The sequence below is a fragment of the Mesorhizobium sp. M0715 genome, from assembly GCF_040320355.1.
In the GTDB taxonomy this organism is placed as follows: Bacteria; Pseudomonadota; Alphaproteobacteria; order Rhizobiales; family Rhizobiaceae; genus Mesorhizobium.
Genome location: NZ_JAMYPL010000006.1, coordinates 20471 through 35102, shown reverse-complemented (window position 1 = coordinate 35102; position 14632 = coordinate 20471). Strand labels below are relative to the sequence as shown.

The 14632-nt window shown below is 63.0% G+C and carries 12 protein-coding genes; 5 read left to right on the top strand and 7 right to left on the bottom strand.

The window, feature by feature from the left end; all coding sequences use genetic code 11:
• Positions 1 to 7: 7 nt before the first annotated feature.
• Both NKI21_RS09360 and NKI21_RS09355 read right to left on the bottom strand, forming a co-directional pair.
• A complete protein-coding gene (locus NKI21_RS09360; RefSeq protein ID WP_352440017.1) occupies positions 8 to 3184 on the bottom strand; it encodes an efflux RND transporter permease subunit in 3177 nt (1058 codons plus the stop codon).
• Entirely contained in the window at positions 3178 to 3432 is a 255-nt protein-coding gene (locus NKI21_RS09355) for a hypothetical protein (RefSeq protein WP_023808708.1), read from the bottom strand. The genes NKI21_RS09360 and NKI21_RS09355 overlap by 7 nt, the downstream gene beginning before the upstream one ends.
• A 243-nt stretch (positions 3433 to 3675) precedes the next feature.
• On the opposite strand from NKI21_RS09355, the gene NKI21_RS09350 reads away from it, so the two are divergent.
• A complete protein-coding gene (locus NKI21_RS09350; protein ID WP_023808707.1) occupies positions 3676 to 4266 on the top strand; it encodes a TetR/AcrR family transcriptional regulator in 591 nt (196 codons plus the stop codon).
• Between the two features lie 329 nt (positions 4267 to 4595).
• On the opposite strand, the gene NKI21_RS09345 is transcribed toward NKI21_RS09350, so the two are convergent.
• From NKI21_RS09345 to NKI21_RS09325, 5 genes are all read right to left on the bottom strand, one after another.
• Complete coding sequence (locus NKI21_RS09345) at positions 4596 to 5618, bottom strand: LacI family DNA-binding transcriptional regulator (protein WP_128302452.1); 1023 nt, start codon at positions 5616 to 5618, stop codon at positions 4596 to 4598.
• 190 nt (positions 5619 to 5808) lie between these two features.
• Entirely contained in the window at positions 5809 to 6600 is a 792-nt protein-coding gene (locus NKI21_RS09340) for an ATP-binding cassette domain-containing protein (protein ID WP_023808705.1), read from the bottom strand.
• 3 nt (positions 6601 to 6603) lie between these two features.
• On the bottom strand, positions 6604 to 7590 hold the full coding sequence (locus NKI21_RS09335) for an ABC transporter permease (protein ID WP_128302453.1): 987 nt from the start codon (positions 7588 to 7590) through the stop codon (positions 6604 to 6606).
• Between the two features lie 114 nt (positions 7591 to 7704).
• On the bottom strand, positions 7705 to 8640 hold the full coding sequence (locus tag NKI21_RS09330; RefSeq protein ID WP_013532868.1) for a substrate-binding domain-containing protein: 936 nt from the start codon (positions 8638 to 8640) through the stop codon (positions 7705 to 7707).
• Positions 8641 to 8984: 344 nt separating this feature from the next.
• Positions 8985 to 10142, bottom strand: coding sequence for a fumarylacetoacetate hydrolase family protein (locus tag NKI21_RS09325; protein WP_023808702.1), 1158 nt, complete (start codon positions 10140 to 10142; stop codon positions 8985 to 8987).
• A 236-nt stretch (positions 10143 to 10378) separates the two neighbouring features.
• Here NKI21_RS09325 and NKI21_RS09320 point away from each other — a divergent pair, with 236 nt between their 5' ends.
• The 4 genes from NKI21_RS09320 to NKI21_RS09305 all read left to right on the top strand — a co-directional run bounded on the left by NKI21_RS09320 (position 10379) and on the right by NKI21_RS09305 (position 14567).
• A complete protein-coding gene (locus NKI21_RS09320; RefSeq protein ID WP_023808701.1) occupies positions 10379 to 11659 on the top strand; it encodes an NAD(P)/FAD-dependent oxidoreductase in 1281 nt (426 codons plus the stop codon).
• Between the two features lie 102 nt (positions 11660 to 11761).
• Positions 11762 to 12646 carry an ABC transporter permease gene (locus NKI21_RS09315; protein WP_023808700.1) on the top strand — a complete coding sequence of 295 codons (885 nt, stop codon included), beginning with the start codon at positions 11762 to 11764 and terminating at the stop codon, positions 12644 to 12646.
• On the top strand, positions 12643 to 13512 hold the full coding sequence (locus tag NKI21_RS09310) for an ABC transporter permease (protein WP_023808699.1): 870 nt from the start codon (positions 12643 to 12645) through the stop codon (positions 13510 to 13512). Before NKI21_RS09315 ends, NKI21_RS09310 begins: the two co-directional genes overlap by 4 nt.
• Positions 13497 to 14567, top strand: coding sequence for an ABC transporter substrate-binding protein (locus tag NKI21_RS09305; RefSeq protein ID WP_023808698.1), 1071 nt, complete (start codon positions 13497 to 13499; stop codon positions 14565 to 14567). The genes NKI21_RS09310 and NKI21_RS09305 overlap by 16 nt, the downstream gene beginning before the upstream one ends.
• The last annotated feature ends 65 nt before the right edge of the window (positions 14568 to 14632 follow it).

The window sequence follows — 14632 nt, the reverse complement described above, 5'->3', positions numbered from 1 at the left end:
TCCAATCTTATTCGGCCGCTTCCGCCAGGGGCGGGATAGCGTGCTCAGTCGTTGGTTCATTGTCTTGAGAGGCGGGCTCGTCACTGCCGCGGCGTTCGCGCAGCTGCTCGATGACCGCGTAGAACACCGGCACGAACACCAGCGACAGGATGGTCGCCGCGACCATGCCGCCGAACACGGTGGTGCCGATCGACTGCCGGCTTGCCGCACCGGCGCCGGTCGCAAACATCAGCGGCAGCACGCCGAGGATGAAGGCGAAGGCCGTCATCAGGATCGGCCGCAGCCTGAGCCGTGCCGCCTCCATCGCCGCGTCGACGATGCTGAGGCCTTCTTCGCGCCGTCGCCTTGCGAACTCGACGATCAGGATCGCGTTCTTGGCCGCCAGGCCGATCAGCATGACGAAGCCGATCTGCGAGTAGACGTCAATCTGCATGCCACGCAGCAACAAGGCCACGAAGGCGCCGAACAGGGCCAGTGGCACCGCCAACAGCACCATGAACGGCATCGCCCAGCTCTCATACTGCATCGCCAGGATCAGGAAGACGAAGACGATGGCGAGGCCGAAGACGACGGACGCGATCGATCCTGCCTTGAGCTCCTGGAAGGTGATGCCGGTCCATTCGAAACCGAAATCCCTTGGCAGCGCAATGGCGGCGGCCCGTTCCATCGCGGCAACCGCCTGGCCTGAGGAAAAGCCGGGTGCGGCACCGCCATTGATCGAGGCCGAGGCATTGTTGTTGTAATGCGGCACGGTCTCCGGGCCGACGAAGGGCACGAGTTTGCCCAGCGTCGAGAGCGGCACCATGCCGCCGGAGGCATTGCGTACATAGAGCCGCGAAATGTCGGCGGCACCCGCACGTGCATCCTTGTCGGCCTGGATGGTCACCCGGAAGGTGCGGCCGAACAGGTTGAAGTCGTTGACGTAGAGCGAGCCGAGATAGATCTGCAGCGTGTTGAAGACATCGGGCAGGTTGAGGCCGAGCAGTTTGGCCTTGCTGCGGTCGAGGTCGTAGTTGAACTGCGGCGTCGAGGTCGAGAACGGCGAGAACAGCTGCTGCGGGTTGATTTCCGGCTGCTTGCGCGCCTCGGCGATCACGGCTTGCGTCGCATCGTTGAGGGCTGAACTGCCGCGGCCGGTCAGATCCTCGACGACGAATTCGAAGCCGCCTGTGGTGCCGATACCCGGGATAGACGGCGGATCGAAGCTCAGCGCGAAAGCTTCCGGGATCTGCATCAGCTTGCCGCGCACATCGGCGACGAGCTTCGACGCGCTCTGGTCGGGGCCGCGCTCCTCCCAGGGCTTCAGGATGGCGAATTCGACCGCCGAATTCGACTGCGCCGCACTGGTCAGGAAATTCAGGCCGCTGATCGAGCCGACAATCTCGACGCCGGGCGTCGCCTGCAGGATGTCGCGCGCCTTCTGCGCCACCGCGTCGGTGCGTTCCAGCGACGCGCCGTCGGGCAACTGGATGACGACGAAGAAATAGCCCTGGTCCTCGACCGGAAGGAAGGTCGAGGGCAGCCGCTGCCAGACGAAGTAGGTGGCGACCAGGCCGGCCGCGAACAGGCCGAGCATGATCCAGCGCAAGCGGATGAGAATGCGTACGCCATTGGCGTAGGCGTGCGATAGCCTGTCGAAGCCGGCGTTGAACCAGCGGAACGGGGCGAACTGCGTCTCGCCGCGATGGCGCAGGAAGGCCGCACTGAGCGCGGGACTGAGCGTCAATGAGTTGAAGGCGGAGATGCCGACGGAGATCGCCACGGTCAGCGCGAACTGGTTGTAGAGCTTGCCGGAGACGCCGGGAATGAAGGCGACCGGCACGAACACCGCCATCAGCACCGCGGTGGTGGCGATGATCGGTCCGGTGACCTCGCGCATTGCGGCCTTGGTCGCCGCAAGCGGCTTGAGCCCGGCCTCCAGCTGTCGTTCGACATTCTCAACCACGACGATGGCGTCGTCGACGACGAGGCCGATCGCCAGCACCATGCCGAGCAGGGAGAGCATGTTGAGCGAGAAGCCGAGCATCTCCATGACGACCAGCGTCGCCACCAGCGACACCGGAATGGCGATGGTCGGGATGATCGTCGTGCGCCAGCTTTGCAGGAAGAGGAACACCACGGCGACGACCAGCACCAGCGCTTCGCCGAGCGTGATCAGCACGTCATGCATCGATGCCGAGACGAAGCGCGTCGTGTCGTAGTGCATCGCATAGGACACGCCCTTCGGGAAGCGGCCCGACAGCTCCTGCATCTTGTCCTTGACGCGCTGCTGCAGATCGAGCGCGTTGGAGCCGGGCATCTGGTAGACGGCAAGCACCACGGTCGGGTCCTTGCCGAAGAAGGCCGACGACGAATATTGCAGCGCGCCGAGCTCGATGCGGGCGACGTCGCGCAGCCTGACCAGCGAGCCGGTGTCGGTATTGGCGCGCACGACGATGTCGCCGAATTCCTTTGGATCGCTCAACCGGCCGACGGCGTTGACCTGCATCTCGAAGGCGGTGCCGGCCGGGGCCGGCGATTGGCCAATCTTGCCGGCCGCCACCTGGACATTCTGCTCGGCGATGGCGTTCTGCACATCGACGGCGGTGATGCCGAGATTGGCGAGCTTGTCGGGATCGAGCCAGACGCGCATCGAATAGCGCCGCTCGCCGAAGATCTGCACATCGCCGACGCCGGGCAGCCGCTTCAGCGGATCGACCACCTGCAGATAGGCAAGGTTGCTCAGTGCCACCGGATCGACCGAACTGTCGGGCGAGGTCAGGTTGACGATGAGGACGAAGTTCGGATTCTGCTTCTTGATCGTCACGCCGCCCTGGTTGACGATCGCCGGCAGCGACGAAGCCGCCTGCGAGACGCGGTTCTGCACGTCGACGGCGGCGGTGCTCAGCGAATAGCCGACATCGAAGGTGATGGTGATGGTCGAGGAGCCGTCATTGGAGCTCGTCGACGACATGTAGGTCATGCCCTGCACGCCGTTGATCTGCTGCTCCAGCGGCGTCGTCACCGTATCGGCCACCACTTGTGCGCTGGCGCCTGGATAGTGGGCGCTGACCACGACCTGCGGTGGCGTGATGTCGGGAAACTGCGAGACGGGCAGCAGGAAATAACAAATCGACCCGGCGAGCACCATGATGATGGCGATCGCCGAGGCGAAGATCGGACGGTGGATGAAAAAGTTTACCACGAGACGCAAGCCTCCCCGGCTGCTCTTGCCCGCCCGAAGGCGCTGGCGACGCTGGACAGTCTTTGACCGCGCTTGTCACCGAGGTCGTCCCGCGAATGCAGCAACGGCACCTCGTTGCGCTGCGCATCGGCAAGCGAGCGCAGCATCGTCTCGAAGGCGCGCGGGTCGACGCCATCGGCTTTCATGACCAGCCGGATCATCGGATCCCGGACGGCCTCATCTATGGTAAGATCGCGGCGCTGTGGCATTGGCCGGCTCCTTGTCTGTCGATTCGCAGCCCATGCTCGCGAACCGTTTTTAATCTCTTCACCGGCCGAGGCCGCATGATTGGCAGTTTCTCGCCCCTCTCGTCTGGCAGGGCCGTTCACGGCCTTGTTATTGACGGTGGACGATATAGGTGTTACCAGTAAGTAACATTCTGGAAGTTACAGACCGGTAACACCCTAGTCAAGAGGTGGCCGAGGGTTTTTTGGAAACGAAAGGAGATCATGATGACAGACGGCATCGTGGAGCGCTCTCGTCCCCGGGATCGGATCCTGGAGACGGCACGCGACATGTTCCACAAGCATGGCATCAAGGGCGTCGGCGTCGACGCCATCACCGAAGCTGCCGGCACGAACAAGATGACGCTCTATCGTCACTTCGAATCCAAGGACGAACTGATCGTCGAATGCCTGCGCGCCAATGCGGCCAAGGCCGGCGCTATGTGGGATGCGTTCGATGCCGAATTTCCTGGTGACAAGCTTGCCCAGCTGCATGCCTGGGTTCGCAAGGCGGCTGCCATGCTCAATGCGGACGGGCGCGGCTGCGACATGGCCAACGCCGCCGCTGAACTGACCGAGCCGGACCATCCGGCCAGGCTGGTGATCAAGGAACTCAAAGAAGCCCAGCGCGAGCGCCTTGTGACGCTATGTCGGGACGCGGGCATCGGCCAGGCTGAACTGCTCGCCGATACGCTGTCGCTTCTGCTCGAGGGTGCGCGGGTTAGTGTACAGACCGTGGGTTCGGAAGGTCCGAGCACGCAGTTCGTGCGCATGGCTGAAGGATTGATCGCTTCTTTCCGGGGCGCCGCCGCCGGTTGACGGGACCCGTGGCCTGTCAACGTGCGTCATTCCATCTGCGATGACTGGGCGTGCTTTGGTGTCGCTGTACCGCCATTCCTGCCGGCCAAACGAAAAAAGCCCGCTGCCGGGAGGAGGTGGCAGCGGGCTCGATTTTCGAATGTGGCGCGGGAGGAGGTGCACCCCATTCAGCGTCGGCATCGCATCTGGGAGGAGTAGATGGCCGACAACCAGAACCTACGAGTTGCCCAACGATTCGGCAACAAAGAAACTTGCATAGCTGCTGTGCAGATTTGCCGTGCCAATTATCGTACAAATCCGGAAACCCGGTTTAGCCAAGCCATTTCGCATTATTGCACGGGGACGTTTTCCCTGAAGATCAAGCGCGGTTCGATGAACTTGCGCGTCAGATAGGGTGCCGAGGAGGCAATCGAGCCGAGCAGGCGAATGACCGACTGTTCCGCGATCAGCCTGGCATTCTGGTCGATGACGACATCGAGCAGGTCGTCGACGAGATGACCACGCGTGTCCTTGGTCAAGTCGTGGCAGATGAACACCGGCTTGCGGTTCGGCCTGGCCTCGCGGATCGCCTTTGCAACGCCCGAATGCCCAGCTCCGACGCAATAGATGCCGAGCAGCTCCGGCTCGTCGTGCAGCGCCTTCATGGTCTCGGTGTAGCTGGCATCGGGCTCGTCGTTGACCTCGACGGCGCTGCTGACGGTCAGATTGGGAAACTCCTCACTGAGCACCGAGCGGAAACCCATTTCGCGTTCCTCGTGGCCGCGATAGGAACGTGAGCCGACGACCATCGCCAGATGACCGATTCGGCCGCCAAGGAAGCGTCCCATCAGCAGCGCCGCCGTTCGTCCCGCCACCCGGTTGTCGATGCCGACATAGGCCGCGCGCGGTGCCGCCGGAACATCGGACACCAGCGTCACCAGGCGCATGCCGGCATCGACGATGTCGTGCAGGATGTTGCGCGTACGCGGATGATCGACGGCGATGACACCGACGCCATTGGCCCTGAGCGAAAGGTTTTCGACAGCGCTCTGCAGCGCGTTCGGCGAGATACCGGCGAGGTTATGGATCCGGCACGAGGCAACAAGCGGCAGGCGCGCGGCGTAGTCCTCGATGTGCCCGGCGAGATCGCGCATGAAGGCATTGCTGCCGATCGGCAGCAGGAATTCAAGGTGGGCGGGCCGCGAGGGTAGCGTCACCTGATCGGCGACCGGCAGATAGCCGACTTGCTTGGCCGCCTCCATGACGCGCTGGCGGTTGGCCGCACTCGCACCCGGCCGGTTGTTGAGCACCCGGTCGACCGTTGCGGTCGATAGCCCGCAGCTACGAGCGATATCGGAGACAGTGGCTTTCATGCCGTAACCCACAGCGCGCAGCTACGAGCGATATCGGAGACAGTGGCTTTCATGCCGTAACCCACAGCCCGCAGTTGCGTGCGGTATCCGAGACTGTGGCTTTCATGCTGCAATCCTGTTCGCCATGCGATGGCGCGTCAGACAAGCGATGCGATCTGAGGTGACGGGTGATTGCCGCCCATCACCATTCTCAGTGCGATGGCTTGCCATCGGCGATGGCATCGCGGATCTCCTTGTCCGACATGCCGGTAATGATCCGTTCGACCTCCGCCACGCTGGTCTTCTTGGGGTCTATGTCGTCAGCAACCACCTTGCCCCGGCGCATGACGACGATGCGGTCGACCACCTGGAAGACATGGTGGATGTTGTGGGCGATGAAAATGCAGGAATGGCCGGAATCGCGGGCGCTGCGCACGAAGCTCAGCACACCCTGTGTTTCGGCGACGCCGAGATTGTTGGTCGGCTCGTCGAGAATGATCAGGTCGCTGTCGAAATGCATGGCGCGCGCGATCGCCACCGCCTGGCGCTCGCCGCCGGAGAGCGAGCCGATCGGCGTCGTCGGCGGGATGTTCTTCGAGATGCCGACCTGCTTGAGCAAGTCGCGGGCAACCGTGTTCATCGCGTCCTGGTCCATCCGGTTGAGAAAGCGCGGCGACTTGATCGGCTCGCGTCCGAGGAACAGATTGCGGGCGATCGACAGTTGCGTGACCAGCGCCGAGTCCTGGTAGATGGTCTCGATGCCGTGGGCGATGGCGTCGCTGGTGCTGCGCAGGCTCACCTTGTTGCCGCGGATGAAGATGTCGCCGCTGGTCAGCGGAACGGCACCCGAGAGCACCTTGATCAGCGTCGACTTGCCGGCGCCATTGTCGCCGAGCAAGCCGACGATCTCCCGTTCATTGACGTGGAAATTGGCATCCTCCAGCGCCTGCACGCGGCCGTAGGACTTGCGGATGTTCGTCATGCGGATCAGTGGCTCGGCCATGGTTCAAGTCCCTGCCTGATGCCGGCGTTCCAGCCATGAATGCAGCGCCATCATGCCAAGGATGATGGCGCCGATGAAGATGTTGTAGGCAAGACCGGGCACGCCGATCAGCACGATGCCGTTGCGCATCACGCGCAGGATCAGGATGCCGAGCACGGTGCCGATGATCGTGCCGCGCCCGCCGGTCAGCGCGGTACCGCCGATCACCACCATGGCGATGACTTCCAGTTCATAGCCGGTGCCGCTGTTGGGGTTGGCCGCCGAGGTGCGCAGCGACGAGATGACGCCGGCAAGCGAAGCCATGACCGACGACAGCACGAACAGGCCGATCTTGACGCCGCTGACATTGACGCCGCGCGCCCTTGCAGCACTCGGGTTGCCGCCGGCCGCCTGGATCCAGTTGCCGGTGCGGCTTTGCGTCAGCACATAGCCGAGCGCGATCGCCGCGGCGATGAACCAGAACAGCGACATGTAGATGCGGAACGGTCCGATGAAGAAATCGCCGACCAGCGCTTCGGCCAGCCAGCTGCCCTCCGCACTCCAGGTGCGCTGCGGAAAACCGTCGGTGACGAAAAGGGCGGTGCCGCGCACCACAAGCAGCATGCCGAGCGTCACCAGGAAGGATGGGATCTTGAGCTGCGTCACGAACCAGCCATTGACCAGCCCGATGATGGCGGCGACCAGCAGCGCGGCGACAAAGCCGACCTCAAGGGAGGTCAGGCCGCTGTTGAACAGGGTCCACATCAAGACCGGCGAGAAGCCGAACAGGGAACCGACCGAGAGGTCGAACTCGCCCGACGTCATCAACAGCGTCATCGCCAGCGCGATCAGGCCGAGCTCGACCGTGAAGGCCAGCGTGTTGGAGATGTTCTGCGGCGACAGGAAGTCGTGGTTGAAACTCCAGAAAACGGCGATCTCGACGACGAGCAGCACGAAAGGGCCGAATTCCGGCCGTGCGATCAGGCGTTGGACGAGCGAATGATTTTCCACAGGCAATCCGCGACATGAGTGGAAGGCTGAGCGTTGCACATCGCGTGCGAAGGGCTCGGCGAAATGGAGAGCCAGTCGCGACCGTTGGGCGGCCGCGACTGTCGAGATTGGATGTTACTTGCCGGACAGGATGTCGTCGTAGATTTGCGCGGTGTCTTTTTCGTAGAGCGCGCCGGTGATGACGTTGAAGCCCGGAGGAATGCCGCCGGCGGCCATATTGGCCAGCGAGAGCGCGACATAGCTGGTCGCCTGCGGGTCCTGCCACTGGCCGGCATTGACATAGCCGTTCAGCACTTCCTGGGTGGTGTCGAGCGAGTTGCCCCAGCCGACAACCGGGATTTCGCCCGGCTTGATGCCGACCTGGTCGAACACCCGCTTGATCGAGCCGGTGACGAGATCGCCCAGGCCGATGATCGCCTTGACCTTGGCCTTGTTGGCAGTGAGGTAGTCGACCATGCGGTTGATCACTTCAGCCTGGTCGAGCGTCGCTTCGGTGATTTCATAGGTGATGCCGAGCGGCTCGAAGACGCTCTTGATGCCTTCCTCTTCCTGCACGCCGTAGGTGGCGCCGGGGATCTCGACCGGCATCCAGACGAAGTCGCCTTTCTTCACCAGGCCTTTGTCGACCAGATACTGTGCCCAATGCTTGCCGAAGGTGACATTGTCGCCGCCGACATAGGCGTTGAAGTCGGCTTTGGGGTCGGGCGTGTTGAAATTGATGATCGGCACTTTCGCCGCCCGCGCTTCCTTGACGATCTCGATCAGGCTGCCCGGATCGGGGCTCGTGGTGACGATGCCGTCGGCCTTGGCGGAGAGGGCGGCGCGAACCGCTTCCTGCTGCGAGGCGACATCGCCATTGTGGAACGAGGTGTTGACCGTGTTGCCGGTGTCCTTGGCCCACTGCTTGGCGCCGGCCAGGAAGTAGGTCCAGACCGGATCGGCCGGGCCGCCATGCGAAATCCAGTAGAACGTCTTGGCCTGTGCCGCTGCTGGTACCACCATCAGCGCCACCAACAGGCCGTATAGAACGAGTCTTAGCCGTGTCAGCATTTGATTTCCTCCCGTTTGTAGATGGTCAGTTCAAAATCCGTCCCTTGTTCCGCGTCTTTTGCCAGCGCCGGTTGAATGCGTCAGAGCATCCCCTTTTTCGACGGATGGCAAGCCTCCATCTGCCAAGCCTCCATCTGCAGGTGTAGTGGGCGCCTGACGGGTCGTCATCAGCGGTCCCATCAGATTGCATCAGTTGAGGTGATTTTCCGACTGTCGGATAATTGGTGTGATTGTTTCGGGTCGCGCGAACGCGGCCTGCGTCGACAAGGGTCACGCCGGCGATCATCCTACGCCCAGGGGACCAGGTCCGTAGCGCCCTGGCAGGGCGTCGACGATACCAGTTGCTAGATCAGATCGGCTCTGGCTAGCTCCCGCATCAGATGGCTGGCGCCATAGGTCCAGTGCGGGCAGTCGGGCGAGAGCCGCACCCGGTTGACCAGCGCACCGAATTTCTCCGACGAGATGGTGACGATGTCGCCGACCTTGTGAGTAAACCCCTTGCCCTTCTCGCCTCGATCCTTGGACGGAACGAACATGGTGCCGAGATAAAGCGCCAGCCCGTCCGGATACTGGTGGTGCGGCCCCATGGCCGCGGCGACCAGTTCCTCCGGCGAGCGGCTGATCTCGGCCATCGAGCTTGCGCCCTCCAACGAGAACCCGTCCTCGCCCTCGACTTTCAGGCGCACGACGGCGCGCTTGACGTCATCGATGGAGAATTTGTCGTCGAACAGGCGGATGAAGGGGCCGAGCGAGGCCGAGGCATTGTTGTCCTTGGCCTTGCCGAGCAGCAGCGCCGAACGCCCTTCGACGTCGCGCAGATTGACGTCGTTGCCGATGGTCGCGCCGACGATCCTGCCGCTGGAGGCGGCGATCATGGCGATCTCGGGTTCCGGATTGTTCCAGGTCGACACCGGGTGCAGCCCGACATCGGCGCCGAAGCCCACCGAGGCCATCGGCTGGCACTTGGTGAAGATTTCGGCATCGGGGCCGATGCCCACTTCCAGATATTGCGACCAGGCGCCGCGCGAAATCAGCTTGGCCTTGATCTCCATCGCTTCGGGCGAACCGGGCTTCAGCTTCGACAGATCGTGGCCGATCAGTCCTGCAATGTCGGCGCGGATGGCATCGGCTTTTTCAGCCGAACCGCGCGCCTGTTCCTCGATTACCCGTTCCAGCAGGCTGACGACGAAGGTGACGCCCGATGCCTTGACCGCCTGCAGGTCGACCGGTGAGAGCAGGTAGGGTTTTGCTGGATCGCGCCCGGTCTCAAAACTGTTGGCGGCGATGTCATCGAGCGATCCGATCGGTCTGCCCTCGGCCGAGCGGACATGCCCAGCGGGGTCGGCCATCTCGCAAAGGTCTCGCATGGTTGGTGCCGCACGCGAGGTGATGTCGAAGACTGTGCCATCGCGCACCGTGACGACCAGCGGGTATGCGGCATCGCTACCTCTGGCGCGTCCGACAAAAAGGCCCTCGGTGGGCAGGTGGGTCGGGTTCGTCATAGCGCTCTGTCCTCTGAGTGATCGACAATGTGGCGAAGTGATCGTCAATGTGGGCGGCCGGATCGGCGCGGCACTTTCACCGGATTCCCGTCAAAGGTCTATCCCGTCGCAGGCGATCGGAACTCTGGGTCTCCGATCGCCTCGGCGGCAGTCCACAGACGAAAGCCGGAGTGCTCTTTCAAAAATGTGAAATTCTGACTAGGATTTTCACCAATCGCAGCGCATTCAGGTGACCCTTGGCGACAGCATTCTCCGATCCGATCTGGCTCAAGCCACAGGCAGCTTCCACGTTTCAATCGCTTCCCAATGGCGAACGTGTCGATCTCGCCATTGTTGGCGGTGGCATCATGGGCTTATCGACCGCCTTGCATGCCGCCCGGCTTGGCCTGTCGGTGCAGGTGCTGGACGCCGGCGAGATCGGCCAGGGCGCATCAGGCTTGAATGGCGGTCAGGTCATTCCCGGCCTGAAATACGATCCGGAATGGCTGCTGGAGCATTTTGGCCTTGAGCGCGGCGAGGCGCTTGTCAATTTTGCGGCGTCGACCGCCGATGCGGTGTTCGAGCTGATCCGCGACGAGAAGCTGGCGGTGCCGTTCGTTCGCAATGGCTGGATCCAGGCGGCGCACACCGAGGCCGCGCTGAAGGCGGCGGGAAACCGTGACCGGCAATGGCGCGCACGGGGCGCGGATGTCCAGTTGCTGAACGCAGCGGAGATCGCGGCCAAGACCGGTGCGCAGGGCTATCTCGGCGGCTGGCTCGATCGCCGCGCCGGTGTTATCGATCCGCTCGCTTACACATCTGAACTCGCCCGTGTCGCGACCGCGGCTGGCGTGAGGGTAGCCGAGCGCGAAAAGGTCGTGCGGCTCACCAAGACCGCCGGCGTTTGGCGTATTTCGACCGAAAATGGCCTGGAATTGCAGGCAAAGGCGGTCGTTCTGGCGACCAACGCCCATACGGACGGTCTGATCCCCGGCCTTGCGCAGACGATCGTGCCGCTGCATTCTTTTCAGATCGCCACAGCACCGCTGTCGTCCGGTCAGGCGGCCCCGATCCTGCCGGAAGGGCAGGCGGTGTCGGACTCCAGGCGCATCCTCGTCTACTACCGCAAGAGCGCCGACGGCCGGCTGGTGCTTGGCGGGCGGGGTCGCATGGCGCTGCCGACGAGCGCCAGCGACTGGGCGCATCTCGAGCGGGCGCTGCGGCGGCTCTATCCCATGCTGTCCGGCATCGCCATCGAGAAGCGCTGGTTCGGCCGCGTGGCGATGACGCCGGACCATCTGCCGCACATCCACGAGCCGGAGCAGGGCCTGCTCGCCGTGGTCGGCTGCCAGGGTCGTGGTGTCGGCCTGATGACCGCTCTTGGCGAGCGCATCGCCGGCTATCTCCAAAGTGGCGACGCCAGGCATTTGCCCTTCCCGGTCTCGCCGATCCGACCGATCCCGTTTCACGCCTTCCGCCAAGTCGGCGTCGCCGCGACCATCGCCTGGTACCGGCTGCTCGATGCGTTGGAGCGCTGACCAAAGCAATTCCTGTCAATGGGTTTCCGTTTGGGATTCCGCTTGACAGTTTCATGGATATGAAAAACTCTAAGCCAATTTCAAATTCCGATAGGCAGGTCGATGTCGACCCTAGTTGCAACATCAGCGCCAGAGGCCCGGTCTTCTCAGGGCTTCCGGGTCGCCATGCTGCTCCCGGGCGCTCTGGTCACTTTCCTGCTGATCCTGTTTGCCCTCGGCCTCGTGCTTTTCCTCGCCTTCCGCAACAATGACGGTTCGCTGCTCGGTGCCGGTTTCAGCTTGGCGAACTTCGCAACTGTGGTGTCCGATCCGCTGTACTGGACGGTGACGCTGCGTTCGCTGATCATTGCCGCTCTGGTCACGCTGGCGACCGTCGTCACTGCCTATCCCGTCGCCTACTATCTTGCCTTCCACGCCGGCCGGCGGCGCGGCCTTCTGCTGTTTCTGGTGACGCTGCCATTCTGGACCAGCTATCTCCTGCGCGTCTTCGCCTGGAAGATCGTGCTCGCCTACAATGGCGTTTTGAACTCGGCGCTGATCGAAAGCGGCATCTGGTCCGAGCCGACATTGGCCTTTCTCAACACGCCGGCCGCCGTCGTCGTCACGCTGGCGCACGCCTACGCGCCTTTTGCCATCCTGCCGATCTACGTGGCGCTGGACACCATCCCGAAATCGCTGATCGAGGCCGCTTCCGATCTCGGCGCGCGGCCCTTCACCTCTTTCCGCCGTGTCGTGCTGCCCAATTCGATGCCGGGCGTGCTGGCGGCAGCCCTTGTCGTCTTCGTGCCGACGGTCGGTGACTATGTCACGCCGGCGCTCGTCGGCGGCCCGGCCAGCACCATGATCGGCACGCTGATCCAGGCGCAATTCGGCAAGGCCAACGATTGGCCGTTTGGCGCCGCACTCTCCGTCGCCGTCATGCTGGTCATCCTGTGCGTGGTGCTGGTCGCGCGTTTCGCCGACCGCAGATTTGGCAGCCGCACATGAGCGCTGCACGCACGCAGGGAGGCGGCCGCTGGCTCGGCGTCTACGTCGTCGCCTATCTGGTCTTTCTCTATCTGCCGGTGCTGCTGATCCCGCTGTTTTCCTTCAACAACTCGATCCAGGCAGCGTTTCCGCTGCAAGGCTTCACCTTGCAATGGTACGCGACTTTGTTCGGCAATTCGGCGCTGACCGGTGCACTCCTGAACAGCCTCGTCATCGGCGCCATTGCCGCCACGAGTGCGACGCTGTGCGGCATCACCGTATCCTACATGGACCTCTACGGCCGCTCGCCGCTGGCCGCCACCATCAGCGCCATCGCCCGGCTGCCAATCCTGATCCCCGGCGTCATCGTCGGCATATCGCTGCTGATCCTCATCAATCTCATTGGTCTGGGGCCATCGCGCATCGCCATCGTTCTCGGTCACATATTGGTGGCGCTGCCGACGACCGTGGTGATCATGCGCAGCCGCTTCGCCGCCATCCCGAAAACCATTCGCGAGGCGGCGCTCGATCTCGGCGCCTCCGACTGGACGACGTTCCGGCGGATCATGCTGCCGCTCAGCCTGCCGGCCATCGTTTCGGCCTTCATGCTGGCCTTCCTGATCTCCTTCGACGAATTCATTGTCGTCTTCTTCCTGGCCGGCACCGAGCCGACGCTGCCGCTCTACATCTGGAGCCAGCTGCGTTTTCCAAAGTCGCTGCCGACGGTGATGGCGCTGGGCACGTCGATCCTGGCTGTGTCCTTCATCATCGCTGCAGCGGCTGAAATCCTGCGCCATCGCGGCTTGTCCGCCACGGCGCCAAAGCCCGCGGATCCGTCACAACCAAAACAAACCAAGAGAGGAGAACTGCAATGGCATTCGACCTGAAATCGATCTCTGCAAAGACTGTTTGCGCTGGATTGACGGCGTTCGCGCTGGCGCTGTCGTCGACCGTCGCTTTCGCCGGCGACAAGCTGCAATATTTCACCTGGTCGGGCTATGAACTGCCCGATTTCAACAAGAGCTTTCTGGCTGCGCACCCCGACGGCGTCGAGGCCTCGATCTTCGGTGACGACGATGACGCCTTCACCAAGGTCAAGGCCGGCTTCCGCCCCGACATCGCGCATCCCTGTTATGACAAGGTGGCGCGCTGGAACAAGGAAGGCCTGCTGCAGCCGATCGACACCAAGCGGATCAAGAACTGGGACTCGATCTTCCCGGTGTTCAAGAACCTGCCCGACCTGCAGGCCGGCGACGGCAAGGTCTGGATGGTGCCATGGGACTGGGGCAACACCTCGATCCTCTACCGCACCGATCTGGTGAAGAACCCGGAAGCGAGCTGGAATCTTCTGTGGGACAAGCAGTATGCCGGTCGCATGGCGACGATAGACGCGGTGCACGACACGCCGGTCGTTGCCGCACTGCTCGCCGGCGTTAATCCGTTCGACATGACGCCGGAGCAAATGGACAAGGTGGCCGAGAAGCTGCGCGAGCAGCGCCCGCTGCTCTCCAATTACACCACCGACATGACCTCCGTCGAACAGGCGCTGGCCAGCGGCCAATTGGTCGCCGCCATGACCTGGAACGCGTCGGCCACCTCGCTGAAGAAGCAGGGCGTGCCGGTCGAGTTCATGAAGCCGAAGGAGGGCATGCTGACCTGGGCCTGCGGCTTCGTCATGCTCAAGGACGCCAAGAATGTCGACCTCGCCTATGACTTCATCAACAGCCGGCTGGAAGCCGACTCCGGCAAATACCTGATCGAGGCCTATGGCTATGGCAGTTCGCTGAGCTCCGCTTTTGCCACCGTGCCGAAGGAGGAACTGGAGAAATTGCAGCTGCCATCCGACCCGGAAGTGATGCTGAAGACCACCATCTTCACCGGACCGATGAAACAGAATGACGACCTCGCCAAGATGTTCGAAAAGGTCAAGGCAGGCGGCTGAACCCTAGAGCACCGCGCGGCGTCAGCCACGCGGTGTCACCCGAGACACTGCAAACGAGGTCGGGA

What these genes read in the sequence shown, in the direction of transcription:
- NKI21_RS09350 (WP_023808707.1), top strand. Translation starts at nt 3,676, where the DNA reads ATGACAGACGGCATCGTGGAGCGCTCTCGTCCCCGGGATCGGATCCTG.
- NKI21_RS09315 (WP_023808700.1), top strand. Translation starts at nt 11,762, where the DNA reads ATGTCGACCCTAGTTGCAACATCAGCGCCAGAGGCCCGGTCTTCTCAG.
- NKI21_RS09340 (WP_023808705.1), bottom strand. Translation starts at nt 6,600, where the DNA reads ATGGCCGAGCCACTGATCCGCATGACGAACATCCGCAAGTCCTACGGC.
- NKI21_RS09330 (WP_013532868.1), bottom strand. Translation starts at nt 8,640, where the DNA reads ATGCTGACACGGCTAAGACTCGTTCTATACGGCCTGTTGGTGGCGCTG.
- NKI21_RS09305 (WP_023808698.1), top strand. Translation starts at nt 13,497, where the DNA reads ATGGCATTCGACCTGAAATCGATCTCTGCAAAGACTGTTTGCGCTGGA.
- NKI21_RS09325 (WP_023808702.1), bottom strand. Translation starts at nt 10,142, where the DNA reads ATGACGAACCCGACCCACCTGCCCACCGAGGGCCTTTTTGTCGGACGC.
- NKI21_RS09355 (WP_023808708.1), bottom strand. Translation starts at nt 3,432, where the DNA reads ATGCCACAGCGCCGCGATCTTACCATAGATGAGGCCGTCCGGGATCCG.
- NKI21_RS09310 (WP_023808699.1), top strand. Translation starts at nt 12,643, where the DNA reads ATGAGCGCTGCACGCACGCAGGGAGGCGGCCGCTGGCTCGGCGTCTAC.
- NKI21_RS09345 (WP_128302452.1), bottom strand. Translation starts at nt 5,618, where the DNA reads ATGAAAGCCACTGTCTCCGATATCGCTCGTAGCTGCGGGCTATCGACC.